The 16,052-nt window shown below is 66.3% G+C and carries 14 protein-coding genes; 10 read left to right on the top strand and 4 right to left on the bottom strand.

Going from position 1 to position 16,052, the window contains the following annotated elements; all coding sequences use genetic code 11:
- The first annotated feature begins 12 nt into the window (after nt 1-12).
- Nucleotides 13-852 carry an NADPH-dependent oxidoreductase gene (locus tag JCM7686_RS19540; RefSeq protein WP_020952448.1) on the top strand — a complete coding sequence of 280 codons (840 nt, stop codon included), beginning with the start codon at nt 13-15 and terminating at the stop codon, nt 850-852.
- Nucleotides 853-936: 84 nt separating this feature from the next.
- Here the strand turns inward: JCM7686_RS19540 and JCM7686_RS19535 are convergent, their stop codons facing one another.
- Nucleotides 937-1,224: a DUF6525 family protein gene (locus tag JCM7686_RS19535; protein WP_020952447.1), complete on the bottom strand. Its 288-nt coding sequence runs from the start codon at nt 1,222-1,224 to the stop codon at nt 937-939.
- Nucleotides 1,225-1,403: 179 nt separating this feature from the next.
- Here JCM7686_RS19535 and JCM7686_RS19530 point away from each other — a divergent pair, with 179 nt between their 5' ends.
- The gene (locus JCM7686_RS19530; RefSeq protein ID WP_020952446.1) at nt 1,404-2,099 is read left to right on the top strand and encodes a metal-binding protein ZinT; all 696 of its coding nucleotides are present in this window, start codon (nt 1,404-1,406) and stop codon (nt 2,097-2,099) included.
- 94 nt (nt 2,100-2,193) lie between these two features.
- Here the strand turns inward: JCM7686_RS19530 and JCM7686_RS19525 are convergent, their stop codons facing one another.
- Nucleotides 2,194-2,622, bottom strand: a complete 429-nt coding sequence (locus JCM7686_RS19525) for a MerR family transcriptional regulator (protein ID WP_041528159.1) — start codon at nt 2,620-2,622, stop codon at nt 2,194-2,196.
- A gap of 93 nt (nt 2,623-2,715) precedes the next feature.
- Between JCM7686_RS19525 and JCM7686_RS19520 the strand changes: the two genes are divergently transcribed.
- The 6 genes from JCM7686_RS19520 to JCM7686_RS19495 all read left to right on the top strand — a co-directional run bounded on the left by JCM7686_RS19520 (nt 2,716) and on the right by JCM7686_RS19495 (nt 10,292).
- A complete protein-coding gene (locus JCM7686_RS19520) occupies nt 2,716-5,016 on the top strand; it encodes a heavy metal translocating P-type ATPase (RefSeq protein WP_020952445.1) in 2,301 nt (766 codons plus the stop codon).
- Nucleotides 5,017-5,149: 133 nt separating this feature from the next.
- The gene (locus JCM7686_RS19515) at nt 5,150-5,377 is read left to right on the top strand and encodes a tautomerase family protein (RefSeq protein WP_020952444.1); all 228 of its coding nucleotides are present in this window, start codon (nt 5,150-5,152) and stop codon (nt 5,375-5,377) included.
- A gap of 374 nt (nt 5,378-5,751) precedes the next feature.
- Entirely contained in the window at nt 5,752-6,876 is a 1,125-nt protein-coding gene (locus JCM7686_RS19510) for an ABC transporter ATP-binding protein (protein WP_407946440.1), read from the top strand.
- 9 nt (nt 6,877-6,885) lie between these two features.
- Nucleotides 6,886-7,839, top strand: coding sequence for an ABC transporter substrate-binding protein (locus JCM7686_RS19505; RefSeq protein WP_020952442.1), 954 nt, complete (start codon nt 6,886-6,888; stop codon nt 7,837-7,839).
- Between the two features lie 9 nt (nt 7,840-7,848).
- Nucleotides 7,849-9,528, top strand: a complete 1,680-nt coding sequence (locus JCM7686_RS19500; RefSeq protein ID WP_020952441.1) for an ABC transporter permease — start codon at nt 7,849-7,851, stop codon at nt 9,526-9,528.
- Complete coding sequence (locus JCM7686_RS19495; protein WP_020952440.1) at nt 9,525-10,292, top strand: metallophosphoesterase; 768 nt, start codon at nt 9,525-9,527, stop codon at nt 10,290-10,292. The genes JCM7686_RS19500 and JCM7686_RS19495 overlap by 4 nt, the downstream gene beginning before the upstream one ends.
- Before the next feature lie 74 nt (nt 10,293-10,366).
- On the opposite strand, the gene JCM7686_RS19490 is transcribed toward JCM7686_RS19495, so the two are convergent.
- Both JCM7686_RS19490 and JCM7686_RS19485 read right to left on the bottom strand, forming a co-directional pair.
- The gene (locus JCM7686_RS19490) at nt 10,367-12,655 is read right to left on the bottom strand and encodes an arginine/lysine/ornithine decarboxylase (protein ID WP_020952439.1); all 2,289 of its coding nucleotides are present in this window, start codon (nt 12,653-12,655) and stop codon (nt 10,367-10,369) included.
- Between the two features lie 150 nt (nt 12,656-12,805).
- Nucleotides 12,806-13,708 (bottom strand): LysR family transcriptional regulator, encoded by a 903-nt coding sequence (locus JCM7686_RS19485; protein ID WP_020952438.1) that lies wholly within the window; start codon nt 13,706-13,708, stop codon nt 12,806-12,808.
- A 109-nt stretch (nt 13,709-13,817) separates the two neighbouring features.
- On the opposite strand from JCM7686_RS19485, the gene JCM7686_RS19480 reads away from it, so the two are divergent.
- Nucleotides 13,818-14,918: a Rieske 2Fe-2S domain-containing protein gene (locus tag JCM7686_RS19480; RefSeq protein WP_020952437.1), complete on the top strand. Its 1,101-nt coding sequence runs from the start codon at nt 13,818-13,820 to the stop codon at nt 14,916-14,918.
- A 9-nt stretch (nt 14,919-14,927) separates the two neighbouring features.
- Nucleotides 14,928-15,884, top strand: a complete 957-nt coding sequence (locus JCM7686_RS19475; RefSeq protein WP_020952436.1) for a PDR/VanB family oxidoreductase — start codon at nt 14,928-14,930, stop codon at nt 15,882-15,884.
- The last annotated feature ends 168 nt before the right edge of the window (nt 15,885-16,052 follow it).

Genomic DNA, 16,052 nt, shown 5'->3' with positions numbered 1-16,052 from the left:
AAGGAAATCCCGATGAACGTCCCGTTTTCTCCCCCCCAACCCGCCGAAGCCGCCGAGGCGATCTTTCGCCGCTACCGCGAGGACGTGCTCGCGCGCGGCTGGAACGACACGCTTGCGGTGCTGCTCGATCACCGCTCGGTGCGCAGCTATCTCGCCGATCCGCTGCCCGAGGGCTTTCTGGAAACCATCATCAGCGCGTCCTCGTCCGCGCCGAGCTCGTCGAATGTGCAGGCCTGGAGCGTGGTCGCCGTCACCGATCCCGAAAAGCGTGCCCGGCTCTCCGAGATCGCGGGCGGGCAGGCGCATATCCGGCAAGCGCCGGTGATCCTCGTCTGGATAGCCGATCTGTCGCGGGCCGAGGCGGTGGCGGGCCGCGAGGGCGTGACGCTTGAGGGGTTGGGCTATACCGAGACCTTCCTGCTCGCCGCCATCGACGCGGCGCTGGCCGCGCAAAACGCGCTGGTTGCGGCGGAATCCTTGGGGCTCGGCGCGGTCTATATCGGGGCCCTGCGCAATGATCCCGCCGCCGTGGCCGCGCTCTTGGACCTGCCGCCGCGCGCGGTTGCGGTCTTTGGCCTGCTCCTTGGCCATCCCGATCCCTCGGTGCCAAGCGCGGTCAAGCCGCGCCTGCCGCAACAGGCGGTGCTGCACCGCGAGACCTATCGGCCCGAGGTCCAGCCCGCCGCAATCGCGCGCCATGATGCGGTGACCGCGGCCTTCCGCGCCGAGCAAAAGCTGCCCGAGCAAAGCTGGAGCTCTTTGGTCATCGAGCGGCTGCGCACGGTGGCCGCGCTGAAGGGCCGCGACCGTCTGCGTGGCGTGCTGGAAACGCTTGGCTTTGCGCTGAAATAACCCGCGCGGCTTCGGGATTTTGGCCCCGCTCCGGTTCCTCGGGGCGGGGTTTTTGCGTTTTTGGGGCGCGGTTTGGGGTGCGGATCAGGGCGCCTCGGCGCGCGCGAGCGGGTAATCGCGGCCCCAGATCCGGGCGGCATCGCGGCGCAGCATGGCGCGCTCGACCGCATCGAGGCGGCGGCATTTCTCTTGCGCGTCGATCCCGCCACCCCGGCGCGGATCGTTCCAGATCCGCAGCGCCGAATGGGTGCTCCACGGCAAAGCCGCCTCGGCAAGCCAGCGCCGCAGCGCGGGCGGCAGGCGGTCATAGGCCTCCATCGGGCGGGGCTGGTGACGCTTTCTGAGGGTGCTGGCAAGATTGCTGGCCGTCATCGCGCGCGGCCAGAGCGGCGGAAACGGAACGGGCAAAATCCTTGGGAGGTCATGGCTTGTCTTTGTGTAATGTTATATCGTAACGTTACTTAGATGGAGCCGCGAAGAAAAGGCAAGGGGCAGCGCCCCGCGCCCCCCGACGTCGGCCCCATCGCCATTCGGACAAGGACAGTCATCTCATGCAGCAAATTTCATTTCCCCGGCTTGGCGCGCTTGTGCTGGCCTCGGCGCTTCTGACCGGCCCGGCTTTCGCCCAGACCAAACCGGCCGCAGCCGAGGCTCACGCCCATGATCACGCGCATTCCCACAGCCACGACCACGCCCATCAGCACGACACCAAAGGCACGGTCGCGCAGGGCTATTTCGAGGATGCCGCGGTCAAGGCGCGCAGCCTTGGCGACTGGGCGGGCGATTGGCAATCCGTCTATCCCTATCTCGAAAACGGCACGCTCGATCCGGTCATGGCGCATAAGGCCGAGCATGGCGACAAGAGCGCCGCCGAGTATCGCGCCTATTACGAGGCGGGCTATAAAACCGCGACTGACCGCATCACCATCACTGGCGACCGTGTCGAATTCATCTCAGGAGATCAAAAGCTTGTCGGTCAATATGCCGAAGACGGCCACGAGATCCTGACCTATCCCAAGGGCAATCGCGGCGTGCGCTTCATCTTCAAGAAGATCGCGGGAGACGCCAAGGCACCGGCCTTTATCCAGTTCAGCGACCATATCATCGCGCCGGAAAAGGCCGGGCATTTCCATCTTTATTGGGGCGATGATCGGCAGGCGCTGCTGGGCGAGCTGGACCATTGGCCGACCTATTACCCGGCCGGGCTGAGCGGCGATCAGATCCGCGCGGAAATGCTGGCCCATTAAAAGGGCAGGCCCTGAACCGCCCAACCAACCCGTTTGCCGCATCCCGCGCGGCAGGCGGGCCTTTCATCTTCCGGGCGTGAGCCCCGGTCCTGCCTCAGACCCCCTCCGGGCCGTGCTCGTTTAGGCAAAGCCCATGATCGCCGATCACCTCGATGATCCGGCAATCGGCAATCTGGCCGTGTGAGCATTGCGCCAGCATCCGCTCCAGCTCGGATTGCAGCGCGCTCAGCCGCGCGATCCGCGCATTGACCGCGAGCAATTGGCGGCGCGCAATCGCATCGACGGCGGCGCAGCTCTGGTCCGGCTCATCGGCCATGCCCAGCATCTCGCGAATATCCTCCAGCGGAAAACCCAGATCGCGGGCATGGCGGATGAAGCTGAGCCGCTCGCGCGCCTTGGGCCCGTAAAGGCGCTGATTGCCCGCGCTGCGCTCGGCCTCGGGCAGAAGACCGATCTCTTCATAATAGCGGATCGTCGGCACTTTGACCCCGGTCGCCCGGCTGAGCTTTCCGATTGGCAGCATGATTTTTCCTCTTGAAGCTCTAGTTACTAGAGCAAGTAGCGTCAGATCCATGATGAGACAAGTGCGCCGAATCGCGCGCGGACGGAGTGGAAGATGACAGCGGCAAACCAGCGTCAGGAATGGACGGTCACCGGGATGGATTGTGCCTCGTGCACGGTGAAGATCACGCGGGCGGTTGAGCGCATGCCCGGGGTCTCGCAGGTCCAGATCGCCTTGATGGCCGAGAAACTGAGCCTCGATCTCGACAAGGGGCAGACCGCGCCCGAGGTGATTGAAGAGGTCGTGCGCAAGCTGGGCTTCGGCATTGCCCGCAAGGGCGAGGTGGCGCCGCGCAAGAAGGCTTTCGTGCTGCCCGATGCCGCCCCGGCGGGCTGGCAGGGCCATGATCACGGGCACGACCATGCGCACGGGCATGACCACGATCACAGCCACGACCATGCCGCCACAGCAGAGGCCGCGCCGGGTCTCGCCGCCCCCAATCTCGCCACACGCCCGGCCGAGCTTTCCTGGTATCGCAAGCCGAAGGGCCGGCTCGTGCTCTTCACGGCAGCCCTTCTGGCGCTGGCCTGGGCGGTCGAGCTGATCGCCGGGGCAGGGGCGGGCCATTGGGCCTTCGTGCTCGCCAGCCTGATCGGCGTCGCCCCGGTCGCGCGCCGCGCCTATGAGGCCACGCGCTTTGGCCAGCCCTTCACCATCGAGGCGCTGATGACGATTGCCGCCTTGGGCGCGCTCGCGATCGGGGCCGCGGAAGAGGCCGCGCTCGTGGTCTTTCTCTTCGCGGTGGGCGAGCTCTTGGAAGGGGTCGCGGCGAACAAGGCCCGCGCCGGGATCCGCGCTCTGGCCGATCTCGTGCCGAAAACCGCGCTGGTCGAGCGCGGCGGCACGCTGCTCGAAGTGCCCGCCGAGACGCTCGATCTGGGCGAGATCGTTCTCGTCCGCCCCGGCGAGCGCATTCCGGCGGATGGCGAGATCGTCGAGGGGGTCAGCGGCATCGACGAAAGCCCGGTCTCGGGCGAAAGCGTGCCGCGCGTCAAGGCGCCGGGCGAGGCGGTCTTTGCCGGTTCGGTCAATCTTGAAGCGGCGCTGCGCCTCAAGGTGACGCGCGCGGCCAGCGACAACACGATTTCGCGCATCATCCGTCTGGTCGAAGAGGCCGAAGAGGCGCGCGCGCCGACCGAGCGGTTCATCGACCGCTTCAGCCGCTGGTATATGCCCTTCGTCGTGCTGCTCTCGGCGCTGGTGATCGTGGTGCCGCCGCTGGCCTTTGGCGCCGATTGGCAGGTCTGGATCTATCGCGGTCTGGCGCTTTTGCTGATCGGTTGCCCCTGCGCGCTGGTGATCTCGGTCCCGGCCTCGATCGCCTCGGCGCTGTCCTCGGGGGCGCGGCGCGGGCTCTTGATGAAGGGCGGCGCGGTGATCGAGGCGGCGGCCTCCGTCACCCAGATCGCCTTTGACAAGACCGGCACGCTGACCGAGGGCCAGCCGCAGGTCGTCCGGCTGCTCGCGCCGGTTGCTGCGGGGGGCGGCCTCTCGCCCGAGGTCGAGGCCGAGCTGCTCGCCACCGCCGCCGGGGTCGAGACCGGCTCGAACCACCCGCTCGCGCAGGCGATCTTGCGCCGGGCCGAGGCGGCGGGGATCGCGGCTTTGCCCGCCAGCGGCGCGCGCGCCTTGCCCGGCAAGGGGGCGACCGCGCTGGTTGCCGGGGCGCCCGCATATGTCGCCTCGCCGCGGGAGGCCGAGGCTGCGGGCGTGCTGACGCCCGCAGACCGCGCCGCCGCCGCCGCAATCGAGGCCGAGGGCGCGACCGTCGTCGCGGTCTATCGCCCCGAGCGGCTGATCGGCCTGATCGGCCTGCGCGACGAGCCGCGCGCCGATGCTGCCCCGGCGATGGCGCGGCTGCGCGAGATGGGGATCCGCGCGACCATGCTCACCGGCGACAACCCCCGCACGGCGCAGGCGATTGCGGGCGCGCTGGGGCTCGAAGCCCGCGCCGAGATGATGCCCGAGGACAAGCTGACCGCCATCCGCGAGATGAGCGCGGCCGGTCCGGTGATGATGATCGGCGACGGCATCAATGACGCGCCCGCGCTGAAACAGGCGGCGGTGGGCGTCGCGATGGGCTCGGGCACGGATGTCGCGCTCGAGACCGCCGATGCCGCGATCCTGCGCGACCGGGTCGGCGATGCGGCCGAGCTCATTGCGCTCTCGCGTCGCACCATGGGCAATATCCGCCAGAATGTCGGCATCGCTTTGGGGCTGAAATCGGTCTTTCTGGTGACCTCGGTTCTGGGCATGACCGGGCTCTGGCTCGCGATTCTGGCCGATACCGGCGCGACCGTGCTGGTGACGCTGAACGCTTTGCGCCTCTTGCGCCTGCCGCGCGGCGAGGGGTGAGGGCGCGCGGGGAAGGGCGGGCCGGGGCCATCTGGCCCCGCTCGGCTCTTGCCCCCTCGGCTCTTGCCCCCTCTGCTCTTGGCAGCGCGGGCAAGCGGTGGCAGGTTGGCCCCAACCACAGGCGAGGACCCCGATGCCCCATATCACCGTCAAGACCTATCCCGGCAAAACCCCTGAACAAAAGCAGCGGCTGGCCGAAGCGATCACGCGCAATGTCATGGACATCTTCGGCAATTCCGAAGGCGCGGTTTCGGTTGCCATCGAGGATGTCAGCCCGGATCGCTGGAAGGCCGAGGTCTATGAGGCCGAGATCATGCATCCCGACACCCATCTGTTCAAACGTCCGGGGAGTGAGGACTGAGCGGCGAAGGCTGGCGGGCGCAGATTGGCCGGTTAGGCCGGACTGGCGCGCCTGAAAGATGAGCGCCTGAAAGAGAGGCGCCCGAGCGACGCGTTCTCAGCGGCGAGTTCTGAACGACTGGCCCAGAACGACTGGCCCTGAGTGACATCAGCCGGATCGCCCCTGCGGGGTGGTCAGGCAATCTGCCTACGCGGCGCGCGCATTTCCAGATCCCCCCGGATCGCGCCACCGAACCCACCCCACCGCGCCAACAACCCCGAATTGATCCCGGCCCGCGCCCGCTAAACCAAAGCGGAGGCCTCGCCGCGTCACGAAACCGTCACGCCACCGCCGCATTTCCGTCACCGCTCGCGGCTAAAGACCGGGCCGTGATGATGAATTTTCAACCTTCCGGGATGACCGACCCGACCGCGAACCGCGCCGAAGCTGCCGTCTCGACGCGCGCGCTGACCCTGTCTTATGGCGAGACCCAGATCCTGCGCGGCATTGATCTCGCGCTCGCGCCGGGCCAGACCTTGGCGCTGCTCGGGCCCTCGGGCTGCGGCAAGACCACGCTCTTGCGGCTGGTCGCGGGGCTTTTGTCGCCCAGCTCGGGCGAGGTCGCGATTGGCGGGCAGGTGGTCGCCGGGCCGGGCCTTTTCCTTCCGCCCGAAAAGCGCGGCCTTGGCATGGTCTTTCAAGATTACGCGCTCTGGCCGCATCTGAGCGTTGCGGGCAATGTCGCCTTTCCGCTCGATATGGCCGGGGTGCGCGGGGCCGAGCGCGAGCGCCGCACCATGGCCGCGCTCGACCGCGTCGGGCTGGCGGCGATGGCCACGCGCAGCCCCTCGGCGCTCTCGGGCGGGCAGCAGCAGCGCGTGGCGATTGCCCGCGCGATTGTCGCCGAACCGAAGATCGTGCTCTTTGACGAACCCCTGTCGAACCTCGACCGCGAGCTGCGCGAGACCATGGTCGAAGAGCTTGGCGCGCTGATCCGGGGCCTTGGCCTCACCGCGATCTATGTCACCCATGACCAATCCGAGGCGCTGACCTTGGCCGACCGCGTTGCGGTGATGGCTGCGGGCCAGATCGCCCAGCTTGCCGCGCCCGACCAGCTGGTCGAAGAGCCAAACAGCCCCAAAGTCGCCGAATTCCTGCGGCTCGGCGCGGTCTTGCGCCTCACCCGCCACGCGGCGGGTTGGCGCTTTGGCCCCCATGATCTCGGCCCGCTGCCCGGCGCGCCCGAGGCGGCTGCGGCCGATCTTCTGATCACGCCGCGCGCGCTGCGCGTCACTGCGCCGGAAACTGCGCCGGAAGCCGCGCGTCTCACCGGCGAAATCACCGCGATCCATTATCGGGACACCGCCTATGCGGTTAGCGTGCGTCTGGACGGCCCCGCCGCCCAGAGCCTGCAATTGTCCAGCAATATCCGGCCGCGCCTCGGGGAGCGCGTCGGATTGGAGCTTCTCTCCGAGCGCCTGCGCTGGTTTCCCGCGCCGGTGGAACCCCTGAAAGCCTGAGGTCTATTCATGCTGAACTCTCTTCTGCGCGCCGGTGTTGCCGCCGCCGCCCTCTTCTCGGCTGGCGCGGCTTTGGCCGATGTCACGGTCTATACCGCCGGTCCCGCCTCGCTGATCGACAAGCTGGCGGCGGGCTTCACCGCGGAAACCGGCATCAAGGTCGAGGCCTTTCAGGCCACCACCGGCAAGGTCATGGCCCGGATCGAGGCCGAGGCCGCCAATCCGGTCGTCGATGTGCTGATCTCGGCCTCATGGGACACCGCGAGCGATTTCGACAAGCGCGGCTGGCTCGTGCCCTATACCAGCCCGAATGCGGCCAATGTGCCGGATTTCCTCAAGACCGAGACTGCGGTCGCACAAGGCGTTTCCGCGCTGGCGATTGCCTGGAACCCGGCTTCGGGCACGCCGAAGCCGGCGGAATGGGCCGATCTCGCCAAGCCCGAATATAAGGATCTCGTCAACCTGCCCGATCCCGCGCAATCGGGCGCGACCTTCGAGCTGGTCGCGGCTTTGTCGGGCGCGCAGGGCTGGGGGCTCTTTGACGAGCTCGCCGCCAATGGCGCGAGCGTCGCGGGCGCCAATGCCGAGGCGCTGAACCCGGTGCTGCAAGGCGCCAAGGCCGCCGTTTTCGGCGCGGTCGATTACATCTCGCTCAACGGCAAGGCCAAGGGCGAGTCAATCGAGGTGATCTTCCCGCAATCGGGCACGGTGATCGCGCCGCGTCCGATGATGATCCTGAACTGGTCCAAACAGCAGGATGACGCCAAGAAATTCGTCGATTACGTCCTCTCGGACGCGGGTCAGGCGATTGTCGCGGGCGAAAACCTGATGCCGGCGCGCAGCGATGTCAAAGCCGACCGCCCGCTGATCGCCGATCTGAAGATCCTGCCGCTCGACGCCGAAGCCGTTTACGGCAAACGCGCCGAGACGCTCGAAACCTTCGCCAAGACCTTCGCGAAATAAGGAGCGGACATGGCCCGCGCGCGCGCCTCTGAAGGGCTGAGCCCCACTGTCATTCTTGCGGCCGGGGGGCTGGTCCTTGTCGTCGCGGTGCCGTTTCTCTTCATCCTGCTGCAAGCGGTTTTTCCCGCTTTGGGGCGCGGCTCGCTGGCCGCGCCTTTCTCGGCGGTCTCGGGTGCGCTTGGCGATGCGCGCCTTCTCGGCATGGCGCTGAACACGCTGCTGCTCGGCGCTTTGGTCGTGGCCCTGTCGGCGCTGATCGCGGTGCCTTTGGCGGTGCTGCGCGCGCTCTTTCGGGTGCCGGGGGCGCTTTTATGGGATCTTTTGTTCCTCATCCCCTTCATGATCCCGCCCTATATTGCGACGCTTGGCTGGATCATGACGCTGCAACCCAAGGGCTATCTCGCCCAGCTTCTGGGCTTTGATCTGGCAGCCTTTCTGTTCTCGGTCCCGGGCATTGTCTTCGTGATGACGCTGAACACCTTTCCGGTGGTCTATTTCGCGGTCTCGCGCACGGTCGAGACCGTGGGCTCGCGTTACGCCGATGTCGCCCGCGTCTTTGGCGCGGGACCGGCGCGCGCCTTTTGGCGCATCACTCTGCCGCTCTCGACGCCGGGGCTGGCCGCGAGCCTTCTGCTCGTCTTCGCCATGGCGATCGAGGAATATGGCACGCCCGCCGCTTTGGGCCGCCGCGCCGGTTTCGACGTGCTGGTCACGGCGATTGATCTGCGGGTCTCGGACTGGCCGATCGACCTGCCGGGCGCCGCGATCCTGTCGCTGGTGCTGGTCATGCTCTCATTCGCGGCCTTCCTTCTGCAACGCTGGATCCTGACCCGGCGCTCGTTCCAGACCACGACCGGCAAGCCGCAGGAAAGCGCCAAGCGCGAGCTTGGCCGCTGGCGCCTGCCGGTCATCGCGCTCTTCGCGACCGTGGCCTTTGTCGCGACCGCGCTGCCGCTTTTGGCGATCCTCGCGACCGCGCTTTCGCGCACGATCTCGGGCGGGCTGGTCTGGTCGAACCTCGGGCTCTCGAACTTCACCGCGATCCTAAGCGACAGCACCGGCGCGCTGCGCGCCTTGAGCACGAGCCTCAGCCTTGGCCTTGCGGCGGCGCTGATCACCGGCATTCTCGGCGCGCTGTCGGCCTATGCGGTGGTCAAGGCCAAGATGCGCGGGCGCGGCCTGCTGGACGGGCTGACGATCCTTCCGAATGCCTTGCCGGGCATCGTTGTCGCGGTCGGGCTGATCCTTGCCTGGAACCAGCCCTGGCTGCCGGTCACGCCCTATAACACCGTGCTGATCCTGCTGCTGGCTTATTGCTGCATCCTGCTGCCGCAGCCGGTGCGCTATTCGACCGCCGCTTTCCACCAGATCGGCGACAATCTGGAAGCCGCCGCGCGGGTCTTTGGCGCCTCGCCCCTGACCGCCTTCCGCCGCATCCTTCTGCCGCTGATCCTGCCGAGCCTGCTTGCCTCGATGCTGCTGGTCTTTGCCGTGGCCACGCGCGAGCTGGTCGCCTCGGTGGTGGTCGCGCCGGTCGGGGTCTCGACCATCTCGACCTATATCTGGCGTCAGTTCGAGCAGGGCTCGGTCGGGCTGGGCATGGCCATGGCCTTTGTTACCATCCTGATCACCACCGCGCTGCCGCTGATCGTCCTGAGCCTGATGGGCCGACGCGGGAGCCTCTTGTGACGCTGCTGGCGCAACTCAGCGACCTGCATCTGCGCGCGGATGGGGGCGATCCCTGCCATGATCCGGCCCGCGCGCTTCACGCCGCGTTTGAGGTGATCGCGGGGCTCGATCTGCGCCCCGAGGCGATCTTGATGAGCGGCGATGTCATCGACCGCAGCGCGCCCGATTACAGCCGCGCGCTGGCGCTTTTGCGCGCCGCCCCCGTGGCCCTTTGGCCGATGCCCGGCAACCATGACCGGCCCGAGGCCTTTCGCGCGGCCTTTGCCGATTGGGCGCCCTTCGCGGTGGATCATCTGAGCTTTACCCAGCGCATTGGCCCGATGCGGCTGGTGGCGCTTGATAGCAATCTCGCGGGGGGGAAGGGCGGGGTTGATCCTTTGCGCCTCGATTGGCTCGCGCGCGTGCTGGCCGAGAGCGATGCGCCGGTGCTTCTGGCGCTGCATCATCCGCCCTTCGCGACCGGGCTGCCCCATCTTGACCGGCAGGGCTTTGCCGGGGCCGAGGATCTGGCGCGGCTGGTGGCGGGCTCGGCCATCTGTCGCGTGATCGCGGGCCATGCTCATCGCGGCATCCGCCGGAGCTGGGCGGGCGTCGAGGCGAGCGTCGCGCCCGCGCTTGGTCACGGTTTGGGGCTGTCTTTCGCGGGCGCGAAACATCTGCCCGCGCCCGGCGCACCGGGGTTCGAGCTGCATGATCTGCGCGGCGCAACCGAGCGCGAAGGCCCGCTGGTCATCAGCCATCAGATCACGTTAGCCACAGACTGAACCGCCGCCTGAGCCGGCGAAGTTGGCCATAAGCGCCTCCCCCGCCACAGCGGGAGAGGCCGCGTCCGCGCGCCTTATTCGGCGACGCAATCCGCGAAATAATGCACCGTGCCGTCATCCGCGGTTTCCTGCACGAGCCCGTGGATATCGGTCTCGAACCCCGGGCACTCGCGGGCGAATTCACGGTTGAAGCGCAGATATTCGACGATCTTGTGGTTAAAGACCTCGCCCGGGATCAGCAGGGGGATGCCCGGCGGATAGGGCGTGACAAGGCTCGTGGTGATGCGGCCTTCCAGCTCGTCGATCGGCACGCGCACGGTGGTGCGGCGCGCGATATGGGCAAAGGCATCGCTCGGCTTCATCGCGGGGGTGAGATCGCTCAGATACATCTCGGTCGAAAGCACGGCCACGTCGTATTTCGCATAAAGCGCATGGACGTGCTGGCAGAGATCCTTCAGCCCCATCTGCTTGTAGCGCGGCTGCTTCTGGCAGAATTCCGGCATGATCCGCCACATCGGCTGGTTGCGGGCGAAATCGTCCTTGAACTGCTGAAGGGCGGTCAGAAGCGTGTTCCAGCGGCCCTTGGTGATGCCGATGGTGAAGAGCACGAAGAAGCTGTAAAGCCCCGTCTTTTCAACGACAACGCCGTGCTCGGCCAGATATTTCGTGACGATCGAGGCCGGGATGCCCCACTCCTCGAACCGCCCGTCGATATTGAGGCCGGGGGTGATGATCGTGGCCTTGATCGGGTCGAGCATGTTGAAGCCCGGCGCCATATCGCCAAAGCCGTGCCAGCTGTCCTCGCCGTCGCGCTGGACGCCATCGGCATCGGTGTGACGCAGCACCCAATCCTTGGTGCGGCCAATGCCCTCGTCTTCCAGCTCATCGGGGCCCCAGACCTGGAACCACCAATCGTCGTCGCCGAATTCGGCATCGACCTTGCGCATGGCGCGGCGGAAATCGAGCGCCTCGGCAATGCTTTCCTCGACCAGAGCCGTGCCGCCCGGAGGCTCCATCATCGCCGCCGCGACATCGCAGCTCGCAATGATCGAATATTGCGGGCTGGTCGAGATATGCATCAGATAGGCTTCGTTGAAGAGATGCCGGTCGAGCTTGGTTTCCTGCGCATCTTGGACCAGCACATGGCTCGCCTGAGAAATCCCGGCCAGCAGCTTGTGGATCGACTGGGTCGCATAGACCACCGATTTCTGGGTGCGCGGGCGCTTGCGGCCCATGGCGTGGAAGGTGCCATAGAAGGGGTGGAAGGCGGCGTGCGGCACCCAAGCCTCGTCGAAATGCATGTTCTCGACATAGCCGTCCAGCAGGCCCTTGATCGCCTCGGTGTTGTAAAGCACCCCGTCATAGGTCGATTGGGTCAGCGTCATAATGCGCGGCTTCACCGCCTCGGCATCGACCCCGGCCAAGAGCGGGTTCGCGGCGATTTTCGCCTTGATCGTCTCGATCTCGAATTCGCTATAGGGGATCGGGCCGATGATGCCGAAATGGTTGCGCGTGGGCTTGAGGAAAACCGGCACCGCGCCCGTCATGATGATGCTGTGCAGGATCGACTTGTGGCAGTTGCGGTCCACGACGACGATATCGCCCGGCGCGACGGTATGGTGCCAGACCATCTTGTTCGAGGTCGAGGTGCCATTCGTGACGAAGAAGCAGTGATCGGCGTTGAAGATCCGCGCCGCATTCTGTTCCGAGGCGCCGATTGCGCCGTTGTGGTCGAGAAGCTGGCCGAGCTCTTCGACCGCGTTGCAGACATCGGCGCGCAGCATGTTTTCACCGTAGAACTGGTGATACATCTGCCCGATTGGCGATTTCAGGAAGGCGACGCCGCCGGAATGGCCGGGGCAGTGCCAGGAATAAGAGCCGTCCTCGGCGTAATCGAGAAGCGCGCGGAAGAAGGGCGGCTGGATCCCTTCGAGATAGGTTTTCGCCTCGCGGATGATGTGGCGGGCGACGAATTCCGGCGTATCCTCGAACATATGGATAAAGCCATGCAGCTCGCGCAGGATGTCATTCGGCAGATGCCGCGCGGTCTTGGTCTCGCCATGCAGATAGATCGGCACATCGGCGTTTTTCCAGCGCACTTCCTCGATGAAGGCGCGCAGATCATTGACGATCGGGCCAAGCTCAGGGCCGGGGCCGAATTCCTCGTCGTCGATGGACAGCACGAAGGCGCTGGCGCGCGATTGCTGCTGGGCGAATTGCGACAGATCGCCAAAGCTGGTCACGCCCAGCACCTCGAATCCTTCGGATTCGATGGCATCTGCAAGGGCCCGAATGCCCAAACCAGAGGAGTTTTCCGAACGGAAATCCTCGTCGATGATGACAATGGGGAAGCGGAATTTCATCAGGCTCTCCTTTCGGGAAGCGGGATTGGGGCGCGGTCCTCTTACACCCCGAAAAAGGTGAGGTCACGCCCAAAGCGGCGGGTTTCTCGCTGCTGCGCAGAATCCTTTTCCGACCAGAGAAAATTGGCCGATTTGCCGGTGGAAATTCGCCTAAAACTGCCATCCTTCCTCGGCGGTGATCGCGTGCAAAACCAGCGTCGCCGCCGTCGAGAGCGGCGCATGGCGGCCGTGGCAGAGCGCCAGCCGGGTCGGGCGCAGCAGCGGCTCGGCCAGCGGCACGAAAACGATGCGCCCCGCGCTTTCGTCCTCGGCCAGATCAAGCTGGCTCATCAGGCTGACGCCCGCGCCCGCGCGAATGAGCGCGCGGATCATCGAGATGTCATTGGCGCGTGCAACCGGCGTGATGCTGAGCCCGGATGCGGCTTCGAGCGCGTCAAACAATTCGGCGATTTCCAGCGGCTCTTGCGGGCGGATCACCTCGCATTCGGCGAGCCAGGCAAAGCGCGGGCGCGGCTTTTGCGCGAAAGCATGGCCGGGGGGCAGGGCAAGGCCAAGCGGGATCTCGCGATGGGCATGGATCTCGGTCTCGCGCGAGGGGCGGGGGTTGAGGCAGAGGCCAAGCTCGACTTGTCCCGCGGCAATCGCAAGCCCGACCGCGTCATTGGCGAGCACCGTGACCTCGACCGTCACGCCCGGGTAATCCTGACGCAACCGCGCGAGCAGGCGCGGCAGGAAGCCAGTGGCCAAGGCGCCGATGATGCCCAGACGGACATGACCGCGCCGCAGCCCGCTCAGATCGGCAATCTGGCGCTCAATCGCGGCGAAATCGCGCCGCCACTCCAAAGCGCCGCGCAGCATCAGCTCTCCCGGTGAGGTGAGCTGCATCCCGCCCGGCAAGCGGTTGAAAAGCCGCACGCCCAGCATCTCCTCGGCCAACAGCACCTGCCGGTCGATGGCCGAGGCCGAGACATTCAGCTTTTCCGAGGCTTTGCGGATCGAGCCCTGCCGGGCCACTTCGACGAAATAGGTCAGCATCCGCGAGAAGGGCTGCATGGCGTTCCAATTTTTGCAATGGCCTCAGCGAAATTTGCTGTTTGCCGCGATGGGGTTCGGCGGACAACGTTATATCCAATAAAACATAACGCAAGCAGAGGATGCCCAGATGAATGTCCAGGTGCGCCCGAATTCCCCCGATCACAGCGACCTGCCGCGCCATTGCAGCTTTGATCCCGACGACTGGCGCATTCTGGCGCGGCATTGGTATCCGGTCGCGCTGATCCGCGATCTCGACGCCAAGGGGCTGGTCGGCGCGCGGCTTTTGGACGAGCCCTTGGTGGTCTACCGCGTGGGTGACGAGGTCGTGGTCGCCAATGATATCTGCACCCATCGCGGCGTGCCGCTGACCATGGGCGCAAACAAGGATTGTCTGGGCGTGCGCTGCCCCTATCACGGGCTGAAATTCGGCGCGGGCGGCAAATGCATCGAGGTGCCCGCCCATCCCGCGACCGCGATTCCTGCCAAGCTGCATCTGAAATCCTACCCGGTCCAGCTCGCCTATGGGCTGGTCTGGACCTGCCTGCGCCCGGCTGAGGGCGAGGGGGCCACCGCCACCACCGCCACCACCGCCACCACCACCACCGCCGTGCCGCCGATGCCGCATTGGGGCGAGGCGGGCTATCAGCTCATCAACGTGCCCGCCTTCGACATCGCCGGTTTTGCCGGGCGCCAGCTTGAGGGCTTTCTCGATGTCGCGCATTTCGCCTTCATCCATGCCGCGACCTTTGCCGATCCCGACGATCCGGTCGTGCCGAATTACGAGACCAAGCCAACCGCAACCGGCTTTGAGGCGGAATATTGGTCGAGCATCAGCAACTACCCGAATGGCGTGCCCGATCCCTCGCCCGAGGGCTTTCAATGGCTGCGTCATTTCCACTGCCATCTGCCGTTTTCGGCGACGCTGACCGTGCATTTCCCGGAAGGAAAGCGGCTGGTGATCCTGAATGCGGCCTCGCCGGTCTCGGCCCGCCAGACCCGGCTTTTCTGCCCGATTGCGCGCAATTTCGACACCGACCGCCCGGTCGAAGAGGTCCATGAGTTTAACCTGCGCGTCTTTGCCGAGGATGCCGAGATGGTCGAGCAGCAAAAGCCCGAAAACCTGCCGCTCGATCCCCGGATGGAGGCGCATATCCCCGCCGACCGCAGCTCGATCAACTATCGTCGGGGCCTGCGCGATCTTGGTCTCAGCCATTTCTTCATTGCCTGAGGGGGTGCCATGGAACTCATCGTTTCGGCGCTGCGCATCAATGGCGACGACAATCTCGACATCGAGCTGATGGCGCCGGATGGGGCGGCGCTGCCGCCCTATGCCCCCGGCGCCCATATCGACCTGCGCACGCCTTCGGGGATGTTGCGGCAATATTCGCTCTGCGGGCGGGCCGAGGAGGAGCGCCGGTATCTGGTCTGCGTGCGCCAGGATGCGACCTCGCGCGGCGGCTCGCGCTCGCTGCACCGCGAACTGCGGGTGCGCGACCGGGTCGAGGTTTCCCAGCCGCGCAACCTCTTTCCGCTGCCCGAGGCGGGGCGCTATATCCTCTTCTCGGCGGGGATCGGCATCACCCCGATCATGGCGATGGCGCGGCGGCTGATGGCCGGGGGCGCCGATCTCGAATGGCATCATTACGAGCGCAGCCGCGCCCGCGTGGCCTTTCTGGACGAGCTGACGACGCCGCCCTTTGGCGCGGTGGTGAAGCTGCATCTCGACGAGGAGGGCGCGAATATCCTTGCTGGCACGCCCGATTGTCTGAGCGCGCCCGATGCGGATGCGGTGGTTCTCGCTTGCGGGCCGGGGCCGTTTCTCGACCTTCTGGCCGGGCGCATGGCAGAGGCGGGCTGGCAAGACGGGCAGTTTCATTCGGAACGCTTCCAGCCGCTGCCGCTCGCCGTGCCCGAGGGGACGGAGGCCGCATCCTTCGAGGTCCGCCTTGCCTCGAGCGGGCAGAGTTTCGCGATCGGCGCCGAGGAAAGCATCGCGAGCGTGTTGCAACGGCACGGCATCGCGGTCGATCTTTCCTGCGAACAAGGCATGTGCGGGGCCTGTCTCACGCGCGTCCTTGAAGGCACGCCCGATCACCGCGACATCGTCCTAAGCGCGGCGGAACAAGAGGCGGGCGATCAGATGACGATCTGCTGCTCGCGCGCCAAGACGCCGCTTCTGGTGCTGGACCTCTAAGCGGCGCAGCGGCTGGCCCGAGCGGGGGGCCAGCCGCTTTTGGCCAACCATCCCGGGGCCAGCGCGCGCGGGATTTTTCGCAAAGAAAGAGCCGATGACGGCCATTAAACCGGAGATGACAGGCGCGCCATGAGAGCCGAGCCCCGCGCCTCGAATGCGCGGCTTTAC

It is taken from the genome of Paracoccus aminophilus JCM 7686 (assembly GCF_000444995.1).
Taxonomy (GTDB): domain Bacteria; phylum Pseudomonadota; class Alphaproteobacteria; order Rhodobacterales; family Rhodobacteraceae; genus Paracoccus; species Paracoccus aminophilus.
Note: the sequence above shows the minus strand (reverse complement) of the source record. Positions and strands in the feature narration are given on the sequence as shown.